Source organism: Streptomyces sp. NPDC059201 (assembly GCF_042754585.1).
GTDB lineage: Bacteria > Actinomycetota > Actinomycetes > Streptomycetales > Streptomycetaceae > Streptomyces.
Genome location: NZ_JBHZBB010000006.1, coordinates 447,050 through 464,110, shown reverse-complemented (window position 1 = coordinate 464,110; position 17,061 = coordinate 447,050). Strand labels below are relative to the sequence as shown.

The 17,061-nt window shown below is 74.0% G+C and carries 14 protein-coding genes; 9 read left to right on the top strand and 5 right to left on the bottom strand.

Going from position 1 to position 17,061, the window contains the following annotated elements; all coding sequences use genetic code 11:
* From ACFXMG_RS22265 to ptsP, 3 genes are all read left to right on the top strand, one after another.
* Positions 1 to 314 (top strand): hypothetical protein (locus ACFXMG_RS22265; protein WP_383828800.1); only part of this gene is annotated, 314 nt, incomplete at its 5' end.
* A gap of 251 nt (positions 315 to 565) precedes the next feature.
* Positions 566 to 1,015 (top strand): PTS glucose transporter subunit IIA, encoded by a 450-nt coding sequence (locus ACFXMG_RS22260; RefSeq protein ID WP_383828798.1) that lies wholly within the window; start codon positions 566 to 568, stop codon positions 1,013 to 1,015.
* An 81-nt stretch (positions 1,016 to 1,096) separates the two neighbouring features.
* The gene (gene ptsP / locus ACFXMG_RS22255) at positions 1,097 to 2,767 is read left to right on the top strand and encodes a phosphoenolpyruvate--protein phosphotransferase (RefSeq protein WP_383828796.1); all 1,671 of its coding nucleotides are present in this window, start codon (positions 1,097 to 1,099) and stop codon (positions 2,765 to 2,767) included.
* 76 nt (positions 2,768 to 2,843) lie between these two features.
* Here ptsP and ACFXMG_RS22250 read toward each other — a convergent pair whose 3' ends face one another.
* Both ACFXMG_RS22250 and ACFXMG_RS22245 read right to left on the bottom strand, forming a co-directional pair.
* Positions 2,844 to 3,740, bottom strand: a complete 897-nt coding sequence (locus ACFXMG_RS22250) for a hypothetical protein (protein WP_383828794.1) — start codon at positions 3,738 to 3,740, stop codon at positions 2,844 to 2,846.
* A gap of 36 nt (positions 3,741 to 3,776) precedes the next feature.
* A complete protein-coding gene (locus ACFXMG_RS22245) occupies positions 3,777 to 5,060 on the bottom strand; it encodes an MFS transporter (RefSeq protein ID WP_383828792.1) in 1,284 nt (427 codons plus the stop codon).
* A gap of 45 nt (positions 5,061 to 5,105) precedes the next feature.
* Here ACFXMG_RS22245 and ACFXMG_RS22240 point away from each other — a divergent pair, with 45 nt between their 5' ends.
* Entirely contained in the window at positions 5,106 to 6,425 is a 1,320-nt protein-coding gene (locus tag ACFXMG_RS22240; RefSeq protein ID WP_383828790.1) for a GntR family transcriptional regulator, read from the top strand.
* Between the two features lie 88 nt (positions 6,426 to 6,513).
* Here ACFXMG_RS22240 and ACFXMG_RS22235 read toward each other — a convergent pair whose 3' ends face one another.
* Positions 6,514 to 8,256: a serine protease gene (locus ACFXMG_RS22235; protein WP_383828788.1), complete on the bottom strand. Its 1,743-nt coding sequence runs from the start codon at positions 8,254 to 8,256 to the stop codon at positions 6,514 to 6,516.
* A gap of 135 nt (positions 8,257 to 8,391) precedes the next feature.
* Between ACFXMG_RS22235 and ACFXMG_RS22230 the strand changes: the two genes are divergently transcribed.
* Together ACFXMG_RS22230 and ACFXMG_RS22225 are read left to right on the top strand one after the other, a co-directional pair.
* On the top strand, positions 8,392 to 9,054 hold the full coding sequence (locus ACFXMG_RS22230) for an RNA polymerase sigma factor (protein WP_383828786.1): 663 nt from the start codon (positions 8,392 to 8,394) through the stop codon (positions 9,052 to 9,054).
* Positions 9,051 to 10,079: a CU044_5270 family protein gene (locus ACFXMG_RS22225; protein ID WP_383828784.1), complete on the top strand. Its 1,029-nt coding sequence runs from the start codon at positions 9,051 to 9,053 to the stop codon at positions 10,077 to 10,079. Before ACFXMG_RS22230 ends, ACFXMG_RS22225 begins: the two co-directional genes overlap by 4 nt.
* A gap of 52 nt (positions 10,080 to 10,131) precedes the next feature.
* Here the strand turns inward: ACFXMG_RS22225 and ACFXMG_RS22220 are convergent, their stop codons facing one another.
* Complete coding sequence (locus ACFXMG_RS22220; RefSeq protein WP_383828782.1) at positions 10,132 to 12,111, bottom strand: acetoacetate--CoA ligase; 1,980 nt, start codon at positions 12,109 to 12,111, stop codon at positions 10,132 to 10,134.
* Between the two features lie 213 nt (positions 12,112 to 12,324).
* On the opposite strand from ACFXMG_RS22220, the gene ACFXMG_RS22215 reads away from it, so the two are divergent.
* Both ACFXMG_RS22215 and ACFXMG_RS22210 read left to right on the top strand, forming a co-directional pair.
* Positions 12,325 to 14,673: a TIM-barrel domain-containing protein gene (locus tag ACFXMG_RS22215; protein ID WP_383828780.1), complete on the top strand. Its 2,349-nt coding sequence runs from the start codon at positions 12,325 to 12,327 to the stop codon at positions 14,671 to 14,673.
* 132 nt (positions 14,674 to 14,805) lie between these two features.
* Positions 14,806 to 15,618, top strand: coding sequence for a DUF4253 domain-containing protein (locus tag ACFXMG_RS22210; protein ID WP_383828778.1), 813 nt, complete (start codon positions 14,806 to 14,808; stop codon positions 15,616 to 15,618).
* An 18-nt stretch (positions 15,619 to 15,636) separates the two neighbouring features.
* Here the strand turns inward: ACFXMG_RS22210 and ACFXMG_RS22205 are convergent, their stop codons facing one another.
* Positions 15,637 to 16,164: an NUDIX domain-containing protein gene (locus tag ACFXMG_RS22205; protein WP_383828776.1), complete on the bottom strand. Its 528-nt coding sequence runs from the start codon at positions 16,162 to 16,164 to the stop codon at positions 15,637 to 15,639.
* A 60-nt stretch (positions 16,165 to 16,224) separates the two neighbouring features.
* Between ACFXMG_RS22205 and ACFXMG_RS22200 the strand changes: the two genes are divergently transcribed.
* Positions 16,225 to 17,037: a M15 family metallopeptidase gene (locus ACFXMG_RS22200; RefSeq protein WP_383828774.1), complete on the top strand. Its 813-nt coding sequence runs from the start codon at positions 16,225 to 16,227 to the stop codon at positions 17,035 to 17,037.
* Positions 17,038 to 17,061 lie beyond the last annotated feature (24 nt).

Below are 17,061 nucleotides of genomic sequence, written 5' to 3'. Positions count from 1 at the left end.
TCAAAGGAACCTCGACCAACCGAAACCGGCTGGACGGGGTATCAACTAATCTGGCGTTGATTTTTGGCACGCTGTTGAGTTCTCAAGGTGCGGACACTTCCTTCGTTCCTGTTTCCAGGCCCTCCGGGCGCTTCCTGCGCTTTCTTCGTTTCCGACTCTATCAGATCTTTCCGACCCGATTTCCTCGGCGCTTTCCGGTCCCGAATTCGTTTTCCTCGGGGCCTTCCGGCGTGGTCAAACATTACCAGGCTTTTTCCGTCCCCCTGACCACCCCTCCGCGCTCACCGGGTGAACCGGGACAGGCAGAGGTGTAGACCACTGGGGTTAGGATCTGGCTTGATCGGTGCTGCCGACCGCGACTCAAAGCCGCGTTGGGGTCAGGCAGGAGTACGACAGTACATCCCACCGTCAGTAGAGGCAAATCGTTTCCGGTAGTCCCTAGGTCCGCCAACTGGTACGTCTCGTGCGGAACTGGGACTTCTTATGACTTACGCTTCTGAACAGTACGCGCCGCCCAGGACAGGTGTGGCGGCGCCACTCGATCTCCGCCCCTGGGAGGCTTCCCATGACAACCGTGACGTCGCCACTTGCTGGACGCGCCATCGGTCTCGCCAACGTTCCCGACCCGGTCTTCTCCGGTGCCATGGTCGGGCCCGGCACCGCCATCGATCCCGTACGTGAGCCGAACGAGGCGGTCTCTCCCCTCGACGGGGTCGTCGTCTCCATGCACCCGCACGCCTTCGTCGTCGTGGACAGCGAGGGACACGGGGTGCTGACGCACCTCGGCATCGACACCGTCCAGCTCAACGGGGAGGGCTTCGAGCTCCTCGTCAACAAGGGGGACACCGTGACGCGCGGCCAGGCCGTCGTGCGGTGGAACCCCGCCGAGGTCGAGGCCGCCGGCAAATCCCCCATCTGCCCCATCGTGGCCCTGGAGGCCACGGCCGACTCGCTCTCCGACGTCCGTGAGGACGGCGATGTGAAGGCCGGCGACCAGCTCTTCGCCTGGAGCTGAGTCCGGTCCGTCGTCCGGACGGCCGCGGGTACGACATTCAACGCGGTGGCAACGGCCACCGCTCTATCGGAGACGGGTGAGATGGAGACAACGCTGCGAGGCGTCGGGGTCAGCCACGGAGTGGCGATCGGCCAGGTGCGGCACATGGGTACGGCGGTTCTCGAGCCGCCCGCCAAGCAGATTCCCGCCGAGGAGGCGGAGCGCGAACAGGGGCGCGCCCGCCAGGCGGTCGAGGCCGTGGCCGCGGACCTGATCGCGCGCGGCAACCTGGCCGGCGGTGAGGCCCAGGCGGTGCTGGAGGCCCAGGCGATGATCGCCCAGGACCCCGAGCTGATCGCCGACGTCGACCGCAGGATCGCGGTCGGCAGCACGGCCGAGCGCGGTATCTACGACGCCTTCTCCCACTACCGCGAGCTGCTGGCGGGTGCAGGGGAGTACATGGCGGGCCGGGTCGCCGACCTGGACGACGTGCGGAACCGCATCGTCGCCCGGCTGCTCGGTGTGCCGATGCCCGGTGTTCCGGACAGCGACGAGCCGTACGTGCTCATCGCCCGGGACCTGGCGCCGGCGGACACGGCGCTGCTCGACCCGGCGCTGGTGCTCGGGTTCGTGACCGAGGAGGGCGGGCCGACCAGCCACAGCGCCATCCTGGCGCGTGCCCTGGGAGTGCCGGCCGTGGTGGCGCTGCCCGGCGCCGGTGAGCTGGCCGAGGGCACGGAGATCGCGGTGGACGGTTCCACCGGCGAGATCTTCGTGGACCCGAGCGAGGAGAAGAAGGCGGCGCTGACCAAGGCCGCCGAGGAGCGGAAGGCGGCGCTGTCCGCTTCGAGCGGTCCCGGTGCCACCTCGGACGGGCACAAGGTGCCGCTGCTCGCCAACGTCGGCGGGCCGGCGGACGTGCCGGCCGCGGTGGAGGCGGGTGCCGAGGGCGTCGGTCTGTTCCGTACGGAGTTCCTCTTCCTGGACGACAGCAAGAAGGCTCCGTCCGAGGAGAAGCAGATCGAGGCGTACCGGAAGGTGCTGGAGGCGTTCCCGGAGGGCCGTGTGGTCGTGCGGGTGCTCGACGCCGGTGCCGACAAGCCGCTCGACTTCCTGACGCCGGTGGACGAGCCGAACCCGGCGCTGGGCGTGCGGGGGCTGCGGTCGCTGCTCGACCACCCGGAGGTGCTGCGGACGCAGCTGACCGCGCTGGCCAAGGCATCCGAGGGCCTGCCCGTGTACCTGGAGGTCATGGCGCCCATGGTGGCCGACCGGACGGACGCGAAGGCGTTCGCCGACGCGTGCCGCGAGGCCGGGCTCCGGGCGAAGTTCGGCGCGATGGTGGAGATTCCGTCCGCCGCGCTCCGGGCCCGCTCGATCCTCCAGGAGGTCGAGTTCCTGTCCCTGGGCACGAACGACCTGGCCCAGTACACCTTCGCCGCCGACCGTCAGGTCGGTGCGGTGTCCCGGCTCCAGGACCCGTGGCAGCCGGCGCTGCTCGACCTGGTGGCGCTGTCCGCCGAGGCGGCCAAGGCCGAGGGCAAGAGCTGTGGTGTCTGTGGCGAGGCCGCCTCGGATCCGCTGCTCGCGTGTGTGCTGACCGGTCTGGGTGTCACCTCCCTGTCGATGGGCGCGGCGTCGATTCCGTACGTGCGGGCGACGCTGGCGAAGTACACGCTCGCGCAGTGCGAGCGCGCGGCGGCCGCGGCGCGTGCCGCGGACACGGCGCACGAGGCGCGGCTCGCCGCGCAGGCGGTGCTGTCCGGGGAGTGACCCCGGAGTCGTAACGCGTGGTTCGGAGGGGCTTCCCGTCACCTGGTGGCGGGGAGCCCCTCCGTCGTGTCCGGGGTCAGGGGTGGCCGGGCCGGTGGGCGTGGGGGTCGGGGGCGAGGGGGAAGCCGGCGCGGTGGTCGACGCCGTGCTCCGGGGGAAGGGGTTCGCCGGTGCGGGCGTCGGTGCAGTAGGCGGCGAAGACCTCGGCCTCGGTGAGCGGGGCGAGGGTGCCGTCGGCGAGGCGCCAGCCGTGGAGCCGGTCGGGGTGTCCGGGGCGCATGGCGCGCAGGACGAGGCCGCCGGGGGAGGCGAGGACGATCCCGGCGGCGAGGACGGCGGCGAACTCGGTGGCGGCGGTGGGGTCGTGGTGGTTGGTGCCGCGGTCGTCGCGGGTGGTGTGGAGGACGGCGAGCAGGTGGTCGTCGGCGGCGGGGACGCTACAGACGAGGTGGTGGGTGCCCTCCCCCGCGCCGTCGAGGAGGGCGAGGAGCAGGCGGGTTGCGCGGTCGAAGGCGTCGCGGCCGAGGTCCAGGCCGCAGTCGGCGCAGTCGCCCGTGGTGGCGAGGACGGTGGTGGCGTACTCCCAGGTGGCGCGGCGGACGGCGGTGTCGACGAGTTCGGGGAGGAGGGCGGTGAGGGGCTGGCCCGTGTAGGTGACGCGGGCGCCGGTGGTGGCCAGGTGGTCGGTGAAGCGGCTCCGGCTGGTGGGGTGGTCGGGGTCGAGGCCGGTCTCGGCGCAGTAGGAGACGTACTCGTCGGGGTCGAAGAGGGCGACGGTGGTGTGGGCGCCTTGGCGGGCGAGGGATTTGAGGAGGGCCTCGACCTCCTTGAGGTAGGTGGGGTGGTCGTCGAAGGCGAAGGTGCGGTAGCGGCGCATGGCGGTGAAGTCGTGCTCGTCGGCCAGGAGTCCGACGGTGCTGGGGATCTCGCGGCGCAGGGCGCGGCGGAGGCGGGTCGTGGTGGTGGTCGTCATGGCTCCCCCTCGGATGTGGCGGTCTGATCATCGCGATCAGTGCTCACTCACCGTAACCTTCGCCACTGACAGTGACGGTTCGGTGGGCTGTGCGAGGCGGTCGCGGAGGAGGCGGTGCTGGGTCGCGCCGGCGCCGATGAGCGCGAGGCCGAGTAGGGGCCAGGCGAGGGGTCCCGCGGTCATGACGCCGGTGACGAGGAGGGGGCCGGCGAAGCGCTGGGTGGACTGGGCGAGGCCGTGGACGCCGAGGTAGGCGCCCTGGGCCTCGGCGGGGGCGAGGGCTACGGAGAGTTCCCACGAGGAGGTGGCGTGGAGGATCTCGGCGAAGGTGAGGGCGACGACGGCGACGACGAGGGCGGTGACGGCGAGGGTGCGGCCGCCCGCGGCGGAGGCGGCGAGGGCGAGGGTACCGACGGCGAAGAGGCCGCCGAGGGGGACGAGGAGGCGGCGGGCGGCCCGGGTGGTGGCGCCGAAGCGGGCGAGGGGGACCTGGAAGAGGACGACGAGGACGGTGTTGAGGACGAGGAGGAGCGGGGCGAGGCCGACGGGGGCGTCGGTGGCGTGGACGATCCAGAGGGGGACGGCCACCTGGAGGATCGTGTCGTCGAGGAAGAGGGCTGCGTCGGTGGCGGTGTAGCCGAGGAAGGTGCGGTCGCGCCAGGGGCTGGAGGGCTTGGCCCGGGGGGCGTCGTCCGAGGTGGCGACGGTACGGGACGGGGCTGGGGGCTCGGCGCAGCGCAGGGTGAGGGCGGCGACGGCGAGGTAGGTGAGGACGTTGCCGACCAGGAGCCAGGTGTACGCCTGGGTGGAGCCGGTGGCGAGGGCGGCGGCGGCGCCGAGGCCGCCGATGGACCAGCCGATGTTGACGGTGGTCCGCTGGATGGCCTGGTAGCGGACTCGGTCGGCGCCCGCCTGGCGGGCGGCGTACAGCTTGATGAGGACGCTGCCGGCGCGGTCGGGGAGGGCTCCGAGGGCGGAGTAGAGGGCGAGGAGGAGGAAGTGGTCGGTGGTGAGGAGGGCGAGGAGGGCGACGCCGCGCATGAGCTGGGTGGCCGCGATGACCCGGACGAGGGGGAAGCGGTCGGCGAGGATTCCGGCGAGCGGGGCTCCGGCTATGCCGACGCCGCCGGAGACCGTCATGAGCAGGCCGACCTGGGCGAGGCTCATTCCGGAGACATAGGTGAAGTAGAGGGCGGTGCAGCCGGCCCAGAGGCCGGTACCCGTCTTGTCGATGATGCTGACGACGAGCATGCGGCGGCCGTCGCGGCCCCCCGGGACGCGTTCGAGTGCGGTGCGGTGCCATGACTTCGGGTGGCTCACGGGTTCCCCTTGACGACGGTTATGTATTGATACATAATTCAGAACGTGGCAACACAATATGCGGTTCATGGGGCGACGGCCAAGGAGATTGCCGCGTCCGTCGAACGGGGCGTGACCGAGGGCGAACTCGCGCCGGGCGACGCGCTGCCTCCCGTACGGAAACTCGCGGACGACCTGGGGGTCAGTCCGGGCACGGTGGCGACCGCCTACAAGGAGCTGCGCGGGCGCGGGCTCGTGGTGACCCGCGGCCGGGGCGGCACGGTCGTGGCGGAGGCGCCCTCGGAGGCGTCCCGGCGCCCTCCCCGGATGCCGGAGGGACTGACGGACCTGGCGAGCGGCCTGCCCGATCCCGCCTTCCTGCCGGTGCTCCACCCGCCGGGCGAGGTGCGGCCTGTCTACGGCTCGCACCGGGCCGCGCCGCGGCTCGCGGCCCTGGAAGAGCTCACGCGCGCGTGGTTCCGGCGAGACGGGGTGCCCGCGGAGCGGGTGACGTTCGCGCACGGGGCGCTCGACTGCGTCGCCCGGCTCCTCTCGGTGGAGCTGCGGCCCGGGGACTCCGTGGCCGTCGAGGATCCGGGCTTCCATCACCTGCTCGACCTGGTGCCCGCGTTGGGGCTGCGGATGGTGCCGGTGGCCGTGGACGGCGAGGGGATCACGCCGGACGCGGTGCGGGCGGCGCTGCGGGCCGGGGTGCGGGCGGTCGTCTTCAGCCCGCGCGCACAGTGCCCGACCGGGGCCTCGCTCACGGTCGCACGGCGGGACGAACTGGGCGCGCTGTTCCGGGAGTTCCCCGAGGTCCTGGTGATCGAGGACGACTACCTCGCCGAGCTCGATGCTCCCCCGGTGACGACCGTGGGCGCGCTGGCGCCGGCCCGGTGGGCGCAGGTGCGCACGGTGTCGAAGCGGCTGGGCGTGGACCTGCGGTGGGCCGGGCTGACCGGTGACGCGGTGACGCTCGCCCGGCACGACGGCCGGATGCTGCTGACCTCCGGCTGGGTCAGCCATGTGCTCCAGGAGACCGTCGTCGGGCTGTTCTCCGATCCCGGGGTGGCGCGGCTCGTGGCGCGCGGGGAGGCCGCGTACGCCGAGCGGCGGCGGGCCCTGATCGACGCGCTGGGCGCGCGCGGCATCCGCGCGGTCGGTGCCGAGGGGCTGAACGTGTGGGTGCCGGTGCGGGACGAGTCGGCGGTGGTCAACGGGCTGCGGACGCACGGGTGGTGGGTGGCGGCGGGTGCCCGGTTCCGGATCGACGCGCCGCCCGCCGTACGGATCACCGCCTCCATGCTCGTGCCGGAGGAGGCGGAGCGGCTGGCGGCGGACTTCGCGCGCGTGCTCGGGGACGCGCAGGCGACGTACGGGGGTTGAGAACGGGGTTTTTGAGAACGGGTTTAGCCCGCCACCCGGGCCGGGATCGGCCGGGGCGGCGGGCTCACGCGCGCGTGGGGGGGGGTGGTCAGCGGGTGCGGTAGGCGTTGCCGAGCGTCTGGTCGAGGGTGTTGCCCTCGGCGTCGGTGAGGGTGGCCCGGAACGAGACCGTGCCGCCGGCGGCGGGGTTGCGGACGACGACGGAGCCGGCCACGACCGGAGCGTCGGTCCAGGTGGTGCCGCCGTCGGTGGAGACGCGGACGCGGAGGGAGCGCGGGCCCTTGTCGGCGGCGGGGCCCTGGACGGTGACCGGGACGCGGAGTTCGGTGCCGGCGGGGGCGGTGCCGTCGAGGTCGAGCGGCGGGGTGAAGCGGACGACGCTCAGCGGGAGCGCGGTCGGGGTGGTGGTCGCGGCGGAGGCGAAGGTCCAGACGGCGGTGGTGCGTCCCGCGCGCGTGCCGGTGCCGTGGAGGGCGGTGGCGGTGAGCCGGTAGCGGGCCCGGTCGGGGGCGGTGAGCGTGAAGGAGCCGCGGCCCGGGTCGCCCCGGTGGGTGCCGACGAGGACGCCGTCGCGGTGGAGGGTGGTGGCGGCCGAGCGGAAGGACGGCGCGGTGGGGGCGTGGCCGTCGCCGTCGGCGAGCAGCGGCAGGTCGAGGGCGAGCCGGTCGCCGTCGCGGACACCGGCGGGCGGCGTGCTGGGGCCCCGGTCGACGGCCGGGCCGAGGACGCCGTTGTCGAAGGTGTGGGTGGTGGTCGCCCCGGCGCGGGCCGGGACGCCCCGCTCCTCGTACCGGTTGGGGGGCGTGCCCGGGGTGCCGGGGGTGGTGTAGGCGAGCTCCCAGCGGCCGCGTTCGGGGGTCACGAGGAAGGTCGCTGCGCCCGGGCGGGCGACCTGGGTCGTGAGGCCGGCGCTGGTGCCCTCGGCGGGCTGGAGGGCGACGACGCCGTTGCCGCCGGTGCCGTCCCGGTCGGCCGCGCGGACCTTGAGGGTGGCCAGGTCGGCGGGGGCGGGCTTGCGCACGAGGCCGGTGAGGGCGCGGTCGGAGGCGAAGCGGTAACCGAGGCCGTAGTCGGCCCGCTCTCCGCTCCAGAAGCTGTCGACCCACGCCTTGACGCTGCCGGGCTCGGCGGCGGGGCCCAGGTGGGCCACGCGGAGACCGGCCGCCGAGGAGATCAGGTTCGCGGAGCGGGTCGCTCCACCGTGACTGACCTCGACGTACGAGAGGGCGTGGCGGGGCCGGGCGGCCGCCTCGGGCGGGCGGACGTCCACCGGGGCGGTGGTGCGGGCGTCGACGGTGACGGTCGTGTCGTGATCGAGGTCCAGGCGTGGCTGCACGATCCAGTCCGTGCCGGCGCCCTCGCTCGCCCCCTCCACGTTCGAGTCGAGGAGGTAACGACCCTTGGGCAGACGGAGCGTGACGGTGCCGGAGGGGTCGTGGGGGCTCTCCTCGACGGCCGCGCCGGGGCCGGAGACGCCGGTGACGTGGGTGGTGTAGGCGGAGGCGGGGGCGCCGGCGCGGTCGAGGTGGCGGATGGTGAGGGTGACCGTCTGGGCGTGGATTGTGGTGGTGGAGGCCAGGGCGGTGGGTGGGGCAGTGAAGGCCGTGGCGGTGAGGGCGGCGGTGAGGGCGAGGGTGCGGAGGGTGGGGCGGAGGGGCGGTCGGTGGGTGGGTCGGATCCTGGATCCGTTGTCGTGGATCTTGGATCCGTTGTCCTGGATGTTGGATCCATTGTTTTGGATCCTGGATCCGGTGTTCTGGAGGTCGGATCCGGTGTTCTGGATCGTGGATCCAAGAGATCGGATGTTGGATCCAGTCGATTTTGCGTTCATGCAGGGAACTGGGCCTGGAGCGGGCGGAGTTCCCGTGACCTGGGCCACAGGCGGCGGCGAGTGGCGCGGGGGTGTGTGGCGCGGGTCACGGGAACTCGGGTGAACCGGGGGTCAGTACCTGGTGTGGAAGCAGAGATGAGAGAACGTTTCCGGGGCGGGGATTCCTCGGCGCTCGGTGAGGCGTACGACGAGCATGCGCGGGTGCTGTTCCAGTACGCGTATCGGGTGTGCGGTGACCGGGCCGCGGCTGAGGATGTCGTGTCCGCGACCTTTCTGGAGGCGTGGCGGTGCCGGGGCAAGGTTCATGCAGAGGGTGGGAGTCTGCGGCCGTGGCTGTTGGGCATCGCTACCAATGTGATGCGCGGGGCGGCGCGGGAGGCGCGGCGGCGGGACGCGGCGTTGGCGCGGATGCCGGACCGGGGGGTGTTGCCGGACTTCAGTGACGCGGTGGCCTCCCGGCTGGCCGACGAGGAGCGGCTGCGGGCCGCGCGGGTGGCCCTCGGGCGGCTCAGGCGCCGGGAGCGGGAGGTCTTCGGGCTTGTCGTGTGGGCAGGTCTCGACTACGCGACGGCGGGCGAGGCGTTGGGCATTCCCGTCGGCACCGTGCGGTCCCGGCTCTCGCGGGCCCGGGAGAGGCTGCGGGCGCTCGCCGAGGCCGAGCTGCGCTCCGGGCGGCGTACGGAAGGCCGTGCGTCCGGTTCCGCGTCCGGCTCTTCGCGTCGTCCTGGCGCTTCCCTGCCCGTGCCTGCGGGCCGTACCGTCCTCGTCCCCCGAAACTCCCCGGAGAAGCCGGCATGAACGACATCGATCCTCGCCCTCAGGACGCGCTGCGCGCCGAGCTGACGGAGTTGCTGCCCCCGCCCGCCGTGCCGGAGTTCGCGGCCGAGCGGCAGCGGGAGCTGCGGCGGGAGCTGCTCGCCTCGGCGCGGCCCTCGCGTCCGGCGGCGGTGTGGTGGACGCGGAGGGCGGTGCGGTTCGCCGTGCCGGCCGTGGTGTGTGGCATCGCGGCGGGGGCTGTGCTGGTCGCCGCACCGCCGGACCCGCGTGACCCGCGTCCCGCGGTGCGGGCGGAGGGGGCGGCCGCGGTGCTGTCCCGGGCCGCGCTCGCCGCCGCTTCCGCGCCCGCGCCGGACGCGCGGCCGGAGGAGTTCGTGTACGTGGAGAGCTTGGTGTCCCGGGCCGGGGTTCCGGCGGGCGGCGGGGCCGCCGTGGTGGAACCCGTACATCGTCGGCAGGTGTGGCTGTCGGCCGACGGGAGCCGGGCCGGGCTGCTGCGGGAGGAGGGGGCCGGGGACACCGAGCTGGCGCCGCGACTCCCCGTGTACGAGCTGGAGCACCGGGGCGCCGAGCCCCGCGAGACGTTCCTGGAGCCGGAGGGGCCGTCCGTGAAGGCTCCGACGCACGCGTTCGTCGCGGGGCTGCCGACCGAGCCGGAGGCGCTGTTGCGGCTGGTGCGGGAGGAGACCCGTACCGGGGGCGGGGACGCGGACCAGCGGGCGTTCGCGGCGATCGGGACGCTGCTGGCCGAGACCTGGGCGCCGCCGGAGGTGACGGCGGCGCTGTTCGAGGCGGCCGCGCGGATCCCGGGTGTCGTGGTGGTGCCGTCGGCGCGGGACGCGGCGGGCCGGGAGGGCGTGGCCGTGGCCCGTACGGCCGGGGGTGAGCGGACCCAGTGGGTCTTCGACCGGTCGACGTCCGCGTTCCTCGGGGAGCGGACCGTGCTCGTGGCGGCCTCGGAGGCCGGGCCTGCCGGGACGGTGCTGAGCGAGACGGCGGTGCTCACCAAGGCGGCGGTGGCGCGGGCCGGGCAGCTGCCCGGCTGAGGCTGTACGTCATAGGAAGGGGCGCCCCGCTGTGGGGCGCCCCTTCGGCGTGTCAGGCGCGGCGGGCGGCCGCGAGGGACTCGTAGAAGCGCAGGAGGTCGAGGTTGTCGACCGAGCCCGCGTTGACGGCCTTCTCCAGGGGGGTGCCCTGGAGGAGTCGCTTGACGGGGACCTCGATGCGCTTGCCGGTGAGGGTGTGCGGCACGCCGGGGACCTCGATGATCTCGTCGGGGACGTGGCGCGGCGACAGTTCGGCGCGGATCGTGCTCTTGATCCGGGCGATCAGGTCGTCGTCGAGGGTGGCGCCCTCGACGAGGTGGACGAAGAGCGGCATCCAGTAGCCGCCGTCCGGTTCCTCCAGTCCGATGACGAGGGATTCCCGGATCTCGGGGAGCCGCTCCACCGCCTCGTAGATATCGGCGCTTCCCATGCGTACGCCCTGGCGGTTGAGGGTGGAGTCGGAGCGGCCGTGGATGACGACCGAGCCGTGGTCGGTGATCGTGATCCAGTCGCCGTGGCGCCAGACGCCGGGGAACATCTCGAAGTAGCTGTCGCGGTAGCGGCTGCCGTCGGGGTCGTTCCAGAAGTGGATCGGCATGGACGGCATGGGGTTGGTGACGACGAGTTCGCCGACCTCGCCGATGACGGGCTTGCCGGAGGGGTCCCAGGACTGGAGGTCGGTGCCGAGGCCGGCGGCCTGGAGCTCGCCGATGTGCACCGGGAGGGTGGGGACGGCTCCTGCGAAGCAGGAGCAGACGTCGGTGCCGCCGCTGACGCTGGCGATCCACAGGTCCTCGCGGACCTCGTCGTGGAGCCAGCGGAAGCCGTCGGGCGGCAGCGGGGAGCCGGTGGTGGCGACGCACGTGACCGCGGAGAGGTCGAAGTCGCGGCCGGGGTGGACGTCGGCCTTGGCGCAGGCCATCACGTAGGCGGCGGAGGTGCCGTACAGGGTGGCGCCGGTGCGTTCGGCGATGCGCCACTGGGCGCCGGTGTCCGGGTAGCCGGGGCTGCCGTCGTACAGGACGACGGTGGTGCCCGTGAGGAGGCCGGAGACGAGGAAGTTCCACATCATCCAGCCGGTGGAGGTGTACCAGAAGAAGACGTCCTCGGGGCCCAGGTCGCAGTGGAGGCCCAGCTGCTTGAGGTGCTCGACGAGGATGCCGCCCTGGGACTGGACGATCGCCTTCGGCAGGCCGGTGGTGCCGGAGGAGTACAGGACCCACAGGGGGTGCGCGAACGGCACCGGCTCGAAGACGGGTTCCACGTCGGCGGCGACGAGGGCGGACCAGTCGAGGGCGCCCTCGGGGGCCGGGGTGCCGAGGAGCGGGATGTGGACGACGGCGCGGAGGGTGGGGAGCTCGGCGCGCAGCTCGGCGACGGTGTCGCGGCGGTCGTGCTCCTTACCGCCGTAGCGGTAGCCGTCGACGGTGAAGAGGACGACCGGCTCGACCTGCTGGAAGCGGTCGAGGACGGAGCGGGCGCCGAAGTCGGGGGCGCAGGAGGTCCAGACGGCGCCGACGGCGGCGGTGGCGAGCAGGGCGACGACGGCCTGGGGGACGTTCGGGAGGTAGCCGCTGACGCGGTCGCCGGGGCGGACGCCGAGGGCGCGCAGTTCGGCCGCGAGCGAGCCGACCTGGCGGCGGAGTTCGGCCCAGGTGACCGGCACTGGCTCGTGGGTCTCGTCCACGTGGAGGAGGGCCGTGTCGTGGGGGCGGTCGTCGGCGGCGCGCAGGGCGTGCTCGGCGTAGTTGAGGGTGGCGCCGGGGAACCAGTCGGCGCCCGGCATCGAGCGGTCGCCGAGCACGCGCGCGTAGGGGGTGGAGAAGCGGACGTCGAACCACTCGGCGACGGCCGCCCAGAAGGTCTCCAGCTCCTCGACGGACCAGCGGTGCAGCGCCGGGTACCCGCCGTCGGCGGGGGCGCCGTGGTGCTCGGCGGCCCACGCCTGGAAGCGGGTGACGGCGGCGTGGGCGATGCGCTCCTCGTCCGGCTGCCAGAGCGGCTCGGTCGGCTCGGTCGGCGCAGTTGTCATCGGGTGGCTCCCTGGCTGTACGCGGGTCGGCGTGTGTCGCGCGCACGTGCGGGGGTGTGCGCGTGACGCGGCTGACAGGACGATGCCATGGGAGCGGCTTTCGCACCAGGGCCGCCCGCACATGGTCGGCGAGTTGAACATGTGCTCCCGCCACGGGTGAACGGCAGTTGAACGAGGCTCGTATCGCCGCTGGTGGGTGGCAGTGTGACCTCCATGGACGGTCGTGATCTGGTGCGTTCGGTGAGGGTGTTCGGTTCGGTGCGGGGGCTGAGGACGGTACGGGCGGCGTGGCGGCAGCGGCGGGCGGACGCGTCGGGGCTGCCGCCTCGGGGGGCGGAGCGGGCCCGGGTGCCGGGGCTCGCGGAGGGCGCGGATCCGCTGCCGGGCGGGGGGACCGTGCGGTTCGCCCGGTCGGAGCTGAGGGTGTGCGTGTCGGCGGGCGGGACGGTGTTCTGGGGGTGGGACGGGGCGGGGCCCGAGCCCTCGTACGCGCTGGCGGGCGCGGCGCCCGAGCCGGATCCCCGGGCGGTCCTGGAGCCCGACACGGACGGCGGCTGGCGGGTGGTGTCGGAGCGGGTGACGGTGGCGGTCTCGCGGCACGGCGCGGTGGAGATCCGTACGCCCGGCGGGGTGATGCTGCGGCGGGATCTGCCGCCGCGCTGGTGGGAGCCGGTGGGCGGGGGCCCGTCGCGGTGGGCGCAGCGGGCCGAGGTGCCGGCGGACGCGCGGTTCTTCGGGCTGGGCGGGCGGTCGGCGGGGCCGCGGCTGCGGGACGGCTCGTACCGGCTGTGGAACACGGATCCCAAGGGGCGGTTCGGGCCGGGCGACGATCCGCTGTACATCACGATGCCGGTGCAGTTCGTGGTCGCGGACGCGGGGACGCACCTGGCCTTCCACGACAACGCGTGGGACGGGCGGGTGACGCTCGCGGAGGGTGAGGAGGGGGCCGGGTCGGGGCACGACCGGCCGGGCACCAGCGAGGTGCGGATGGAGGGCGGGCCGCTGCGGTGCTGGGTCGTCGTCGGGACCCCCGCGCGCGTGCTGCACAACTGGGCGGCGCTGACCGGGGCGCCCGCGCTGCCGCCGGCGTGGGCGCTGGGGCCGCAGCACGCGCGCTGGGGGTTCGGCAGCGCGGCGGAGGTGCGGCGGGTGGTCACCGGGTACCGGGAGCGGGGGCTTCCGCTGTCCGCGGTCCATCTGGACATCGACCACTACGACGGGCACCGGGTGTTCACGGTGGACCGGGAGCGGTTCCCGGATCTGCCGGGGCTGGCGGAGGAGCTGCGGGGGCAGGGGGTGCGGCTGGTGTCGATCGTCGACCCTGGGGTCGCCGCAGAGCCGGGGAGCGTGCTGTACGAGGAGGGGCGGGCCGCCGGGGCGTTCGTGCGGGACGCGCGGGGCGAGGAGGTGCGGGGGGTGGTGTGGCCCGGGGAGTGCGCCTTCCCGGACTTCACGGATCCTGCGGTACGGGAGTGGTGGGGCGGTCTGTACGAGGAGCGGCTGCGGCAGGGCTTCTCGGGCGTGTGGCACGACATGAACGAGCCGGTGTCGTTCGCGCCGTTCGGCGACCCCACGCTCCCCCGGTCGGCCCGGCACCACCTGGACGGGCGCGGCGGCGACCACCGGGAGGCGCACAACGTGTACGGGCTCCTGATGGCCCGGGCGGGCTACGAGGGGCTGAGGCGGCTGCGTCCCGAGGAGCGGCCGTTCCTGTTCACGCGCGCGGGGTGGGCGGGGATGCAGCGGTACGGGGGCACCTGGTCCGGCGACGTGGCCACCGGGTGGCCGGGGCTGCGGGCCTCGCTCGCGCTGGTGCTGGGCCTCGGCCTGTGCGGGGTGCCGTACTCGGGGCCGGACGTGGGCGGTTTCGACGGGAGTCCGTCGCCTGAGCTGTTCCTGCGCTGGTTCCAGCTGGGTGCCTGGCTGCCGCTGTTCCGGACGCACGCGGCGCTGGACGCGGGGCGGCGGGAGCCGTGGGAGTTCGGCCCTGAGGTGCTGGAGCACGCGCGCGTGGCGCTGGCCGAACGGGAGCGGCTGCACCCGTACTTCGTGACCCTGTCGCGGCTCGCGCGGATGACGGGCGCGCCCTATGTGCGGCCGGTGTGGTGGGGGACGCCGGAGGACCGGGCCCTGCGGGAGTGCGAGGACTCCTTCCTGCTGGGCGACTCGCTGCTGGTGGCGCCCGTGCTGCACCGGGGCGCGGACCGGCGGGCGGTGCGGCTGCCGCGCGGGCGCTGGTACGACACGGCGACCGGCGAGGCGTACGAGGGTCCCGGGCAGGTGCTGCTCGACGCCTCCCTCGCGCGCGTGCCGGTGCTGGCGCGGGCCGGGGCGGTGGTGCCGGTGCGGGGTGAGGACGGGGGGCTCGCGCTGGAGGTGTGGGCCCCCGACGCGGGGCGGACGGGCGGCGGGCTCGTCGTGCGTGACACCGGGGACGGCTGGGAGCCGGCGGAGATCGAGCGGTACCAGTCGCGGCTGGTGGACGGGCGGGTCGTGGTGGAGCTGGTGACGGAGGACGGGCCGGTGGAGGCGGCCCTGCCGGTGCGGGTGCGGGGGGTGTGAGGGGCGGGCGGGGCGCGGGAGGGGTGAGGGGCGGGCGGGGCGTGAGCGGTCTGTGAGGCGTGCGGGGTCGGTGGGGCGTGGGCTGCCCGCGAGGGGGGCGGCGTGTCGGACCCTGCGCCTAGCATCCGGGGCATGGACCCTGTATCCCTGCTGCGCGATGACGTCGAGCTTCCTCCCGGCCGCCTGATCACGGCCGACGAAGGGGACGGCGGGACACACCCGTTGTGGTTGAGCGACGGGCCCGCGCCCTTCGGGGCGTGGGGGCGGATACGGGCCGCGCACGCGCGGACCGGTCTGTGGCCGCTGCTGCTCGAACCGCTGCACGAGGACGACGAGGACTTCCGGCCGTGGGCGTCGGGGGAGCTGTATCCGGAGGACATGTCCCGCCCCGCCGACCACGACCCCGAGGCGGCCCTCGTCCGCTGGTGGGGGACCGCCACCTCGGTGGACGAGGACGACGACCCCCTCTCCCCCGAGCGGCGGCTCGCCGTCACCGCGCCCTACGGCGCGGTGTGGCCCGGGCTCGCGCCGGGGCGGGAGGCGGCGGAGGATCCGGACCGGCTCGCCGCCGAGCACGCGGAGGTGCTCCTGTCGTTCGGGACCGAGGCGCGGTTGGGGCTGGTCGAGGCCGCCTCCGGGGCGGAGGCGCTGGCCGCCGTGGGCTGGTCGGGGCCGGCCAACCACGAGAACGACACCGCGCGGATCGCCGCCGTCGTGGCCGACTGGGAACGCCGCTTCGGGGCGCGGGTGTTCGCCGTCGGGTTCGCCACGCTGCGGCTCTCCGTGGCCGCTCCCCCGGCCACACTGGAGGAGGCGCTGCCCGTCGCCGCCGAGCACTTCGCGTTCTGCCCGGACAACGTGTGGCAGGGGCCGCGCCCCCAGAACCTCGCCGCCTACGCCGAGCGGCTGGTGGGCGCCGACGTATGGACCTTCTGGTGGGACTGAGCGACGGCACCTGAAAGGTCAGCCGTACGCGCCGGCGAACCACTTCCTCGTGGCCTCCGTGTGCAGCGGGAAGACCAGTGCGCGCGGTTCCGGCAGGACGAGGCGGGCGGAGGTCTCCGGGGTCGGGACGAAGGCGGGGAGCGCGTCCTCCGGGACGGGCGGGAGGAGGCCGAAGACCAGCAGGTGCTCTCCCGAGCTGAGTGCGTCGGCGAGGCGGACGGCGCCGGGGTCGGCGTCCAGACCGGTCTCCTCCCGGAGTTCGCGGACGACGGCGGTGCGCCAGTCCTCGCCGTGGTCGATGAAGCCGCCGGGGAGGGCGGTGCCGCCGTGGCCCGGGTGGATCGCGCGCGTGATGGCGAGCAGGCCGGTGCCGTGGGCGGAGGTGACGGGGAGGAGGGCCACGGCGACGGGGAGCGGGTTGCGGTAGGCGGTGGTGGCGCAGGCGGGGCACTTCCGGGGCCAGGCGGCGGTGCCGGCCGGGTAGGGGGCTCCGCAGGCCGAGCAGTGGGAGTGGAGGACGGGGGAGGCGGGCGCGGTGTCGGTCACGGGGGGACCGTACGCGACGGGGGTTTCCCGGCGGGGGCGGAACTGGTAGACCCGGTGCGCATGACTGGACTTGCCTCCGCTTTCCGTACCCTCGCCGTCACCGGCGCCGCCGCGCTGCTCGCGTTCGCGGGCAGCGCCGCCTCCCCCGCCGTCGCCGTGCCCGAGCCGAAGGCGCCACGGGAGTTCGTGGCGCTGGACTCGGTGGACCGGACGATCCTTCAGGAGATGCGGTACACCACGCCGCACAACTTCGTGGGCGAGCCGATCGACGGCTACCGGCAGCCGCTGTGCGTGCTGACCCGGCCGGCGGCCGAGGCGCTGCACCGGGCGCAGCGGCGGCTGCTGGCCCGGGGCTACACCCTGAAGGTGTACGACTGCTACCGGCCGCAGCGGGCGGTGGACCACTTCGTGCGCTGGGCGCGGGATCTGGCGGACGAGCGGATGAAGGCCGAGTTCTATCCGCTGGTGGCGAAGGAGCGGTTGTTCGCGGACGGGTACATCGCGGAGAAGTCCGGGCACAGCCGGGGGTCGACGGTGGACCTCACGGTCGTACGGCTGCCGGCGGCACGCACGCGCGCGTACGTGCCGGGCGAGGAGCTGACGTCGTGCACCGGGCCTCGGGAGGAGCGGTTCCCGGACAGCTCGGTCGACATGGGGACCGGGTACGACTGCTTCGACACGCTCTCGCACACCGACGATGCGCGGATCACGGGGGCTCAGCGGGCCAACCGGCAGCTGTTGAAGGGCGTGCTGGCGGCGGAGGGGTTCGTGAACCTGCCGGAGGAGTGGTGGCACTTCACGTTCAGGCCGGAGCCGTTCCCCTCGACGTTCTTCGACTTCCCGGTGGCGCGCAGGTCGGTGGCCGGGCACTGATGTCTTCCGCCTCCGGGGAGCCCG